A 3,730-nucleotide genomic window follows, 5' to 3' on the forward strand; every position below is an offset into this window, starting at 1 on the left:
AATTTCCTGCCTTAATAATTGCCCGGCAGGCGCTGAACACGTGCTTCTCGCGGTGATCCATCACTTCGTTGGCGCGCGTTCTGGCCGGGTTGGCGTGCTCGACGACGTAATCCGGGAACAGGTAATACTTCAGGTAGGTATTCGGCAAGGTTGCCTCATCCAGCAGGCAGACATCTTTCATTTTGACAAAGGTGTCGTTCCAGCTCGCTTCCGTGGGCGGCACGTCCGAAGCCGGGACGTAGCCATACTTTTCGGTGTGCGCACGCAGCATTGGCATTAAATTATTGCCCGCCCGATCTTCAATGGCCGTCCACCAGCCGAAATGATTCAGGCCGTAATAGCGCGTCCGCAGCTGTTTGCGGCTTTGCAGGCCCGCGATTTGCGCAAAGCGGCTTTCAATGCCAATCGGCATATCGCAGATATTGAGGATTTTCGCCTTTGGACGCAGGCGCCGCGTGGCTTCGGCGACAATCGCCGCCGGATTGGAGTAGTTGAGCATCCACGCGTTCGGCGAATATTGCTCCATGTAATCCACCAGCTCCAGCACGCCGCCGATGGAGCGCATGCCGTAAGCTATACCGCCCGGGCCGCAGGTTTCCTGCCCTAATACGCCGTGGCGCAGGGGGATTTTTTCATCCTGTTCGCGCATCGGGTATTTGCCCACGCGAATGTGCGCCATTACAAAATCCACATCGGTGAAAGCCGCTTTCGGATCGGTGGTATAGCTGAATGCAATCTCCGGGGCCTGCTCTTTGAGCAGAATTTTGCAGGCCTCGGCAATCACTTCCTGACGCGCGCCATCGTTGTCGTAAAATTTCAGGGCACGCAGGGGAAAACGATCCCGGTTTTGCAGCAGCATCAATACGATGCCAGGGGTAAAGGTACTGCCGCCGCCGGCGATAACTACAGAGAATTTTTTCATGATATTGCCTCCGTCATGGGTGTTTTTTCAGTTGATAAGGATGCTTCCATCAGCGTTTCCAGCCGATCGCGCACCTGAGGTACATTCAGGCCGACAATCACCTGAACCGCATTGCCGCGGCGCACCACGCCGTGTGCGCCAAGGGCGGTAAATACGTCATCGCTTTGCATCCGCCCGGCATCCACCAGAGTGATGCGCAGGCGGGTCGCGCAGTTGTTGACCGTTGCGATATTGCCTGCCCCGCCCAGCGCCTGTAACAACCCAGCCGCCTGGCTGAGCTGTTCATCTACGTGGCCTGCGGCCTTTTGCCCTCGGGAAGCCTTGTAATCCGCTTTGGTGTAGAGCCTGACTTCACTCTCTTCGCGGCCCGGCGTTTTCAGGTTGAAGCGCAGAATCAGCTCGCGAAAGACGACAAAATAAATCGCCATAAAGAGCAGGCCGATGCCGATTTGGGTGAAAATCATGCCCGAGTGGTTGTGAAACATCGGGATCCAGTCCTGTGGCAACATCGTGTCAATCAGGCCGCCGCCCATGTTGCCCACCACGCCGGACAGATACATGGCGGTCGCCATCGAAGCCGCCAGCAGGGCGTGAATGACAAACAGCTGCGGGGAGATAAACAGGAAGGTAAACTCCAGCGGCTCCGTGACGCCAACCAGCACGGCGGTCAGCACTGCGGGAATTAATAGCCCGGCGATTTTTTTACGATTTTCCGGCGCCGCCGTGTAATACAGCGCTAGCGCGATCCCCGGCGCGCCAAAAATCTTCGAGTTGCCAAAAAGCCCAAACCCGCCTTCCGGGAACAGGGATTTTAAAGGGGTCGTGGTCTGGCTGAACTCCAGTAGATGGTTGGCCCAGTAAACCTGAATCCCCCCTTCAACCGCGGCGGGACCGAACATAAAGGGGCCGTAAACGAAGTGGTGCAGGCCCGTCGGGATCAATATGCGTTCAAGAAAGGTGTAAACCCAGACGCCAAGCGCGCCGGCAGTGCGCAGAAACGCCTGCAAGGATTCAATGCCCATCTGCACTTTTGGCCAGCCCAGCAGCGTGAGCCAGGCGCAGGGGATCATCACCAGAAACGCGACAATCACCACAAACGATGTTCCCTGAAAGACCCCAAGGACAATCGGCAGCGGCTTATCGTAAAAACGGTTGTGGATCGCCGTGACAATGCCTGAAATAGCAATCGCGCCGATAATACTGGTGTCTAACGTTTTGATGCCCGCAATTAAGCCCAGGCCGCTTCCCATGGTCGGCTCTTGGGTGAAATCGACGTTAAAAAATTCGCCCCAGGTGCTGCCCATGATGTTGATAAAATAATTCCACGCCAGAAAACTCACCAGCACGGCCAGACAGGCTCGCGCCTGCGCTTTATTCGCCAGGCCAATCGGCAGGCCAACGGCAAACACCAGCGCCATATTTCTGAACACGGTCCAGCCGCCGTCCTCAACTACCTTGATAATCTGGAAAAATAAGGAGTCGGGTTTTGTTAGTGCTTCCCCTACAAACATCGGGTTCTGTAATAATATGGCTATTCCTACCACAATACCTGCAAATGGAAAAAGTAATACGGGTGTAAACATTGCGCCACCAAAGCGCTGAATTTGACTCAGCATAGTTATTCCTCACCGGTTTACGCACACCAGATATAAAATCAACGACGATAACTTCTTTGCCACACAGTAATTCTCAGAGCTGACTCATTGTTTTGATAAAATAATAATTTGTGATAAGGCGCATGGTTTTATTTTTTATCACCTGTACAGTTTTGTGACCCGATATATACACGTACTGATCGATTAATTTTGCGTGCTTGAAAACGCTTCAATATTTCAATTGGTTATTGCACAGGGATGAGATGAGACTGACAACGGAAGAGATCTACGGATGATCTATAAAGCTATCGCTAATACCTTACGGATCCGCATCGGCACGGCAGATTACGCGATTGGCAGCTCGCTTCCCGGCGAGAATGCGCTGGCAAAAGAGTTTGGCGTGTCGAGAATGACTATCCGCAAAGCGATAGCGCTGCTGGTGGATTGGGGATTAATATTCAAAAAAAATGGTAGTGGAAGCTTTATCATTCATAAGAATGTCTATGCCGACACCAAAAACCTGCTCGGATTTTTTGATGCAATGAAAAAATTTTCCGGAAAAATAAAGAGTGAAGTTCTTCTCTTTCGGATACAGCCCGCGACCGAAACTATCGCCGCCAAACTACAGATTGACAAAAAAGACAGCGTTTCCTATTCCAGAAGAGTTCGCTTCGTCAATAGCATGCCGCTGATGGTTGAAGACAGCTATATGCCCGCCCGGCTATTCAAAAATATGTCTGTTGCCCATCTGGAAGGCTCAAAATTCCACTATATAGAAAAAGAGTGCCACATCCAGATTGGTGGGAATTATGAGTGCATGACACCCATTCTGGCGGACAAAACCATGGCCGAACTGCTTAATATTAAAGAGGGAACGCCGATCCTCTGCATTAGCTCACTGACCTACAGCCAGCAGCATGAGTTTATTAATTACGCCATCATGTACCGAAACAGCAGTGAATACCGGGAAGAGCATTACCTGCAAAGCAGCGAGCGCCCTCAGCATTACTGAAGGCGCAGGCCGGGCAAAACGATTAATGCAGTTCCGGCCAGTAATCTTTGTTGGCCGGGATAAAATCATCAAGAATTGCTTTTGCGACAGATGCACTCGGCACGGTTTTCGACAGCGTAATCGCCTGCCAGAGCTTCTGATACGAACGCTGTTCCCAGGCATCGACCACCAGTTTTTCCACCGCCACCTGCTGGCTCATTA

General features: G+C 52.1%; 3 protein-coding genes and 1 pseudogene. 1 reads left to right on the forward strand and 3 read right to left on the reverse strand.

What is annotated here, in order from left to right; all coding sequences use genetic code 11:
* Both ACRDD5_RS17225 and ACRDD5_RS17230 read right to left on the reverse strand, forming a co-directional pair.
* On the reverse strand, positions 1-922 hold a 922-nt coding region (locus ACRDD5_RS17225), incomplete at its 3' end, for a family 4 glycosyl hydrolase (RefSeq protein WP_438677464.1).
* Positions 919-2,538, reverse strand: a complete 1,620-nt coding sequence (locus ACRDD5_RS17230; protein ID WP_438677465.1) for an alpha-glucoside-specific PTS transporter subunit IIBC — start codon at positions 2,536-2,538, stop codon at positions 919-921. The genes ACRDD5_RS17225 and ACRDD5_RS17230, both read right to left, overlap by 4 nt.
* Before the next feature lie 271 nt (positions 2,539-2,809).
* On the opposite strand from ACRDD5_RS17230, the gene ACRDD5_RS17235 reads away from it, so the two are divergent.
* Positions 2,810-3,529 (forward strand): GntR family transcriptional regulator, encoded by a 720-nt coding sequence (locus tag ACRDD5_RS17235; RefSeq protein WP_438677466.1) that lies wholly within the window; start codon positions 2,810-2,812, stop codon positions 3,527-3,529.
* A 22-nt stretch (positions 3,530-3,551) separates the two neighbouring features.
* Here ACRDD5_RS17235 and ACRDD5_RS17240 read toward each other — a convergent pair.
* Positions 3,552-3,730: pseudogene (locus ACRDD5_RS17240) on the reverse strand (6-phospho-alpha-glucosidase); the annotation flags it as partial.

The sequence above is a fragment of the Silvania sp. genome, assembly GCF_051656365.1.
Classification (GTDB): domain Bacteria; phylum Pseudomonadota; class Gammaproteobacteria; order Enterobacterales; family Enterobacteriaceae; genus Enterobacter; species Enterobacter hatchlandensis.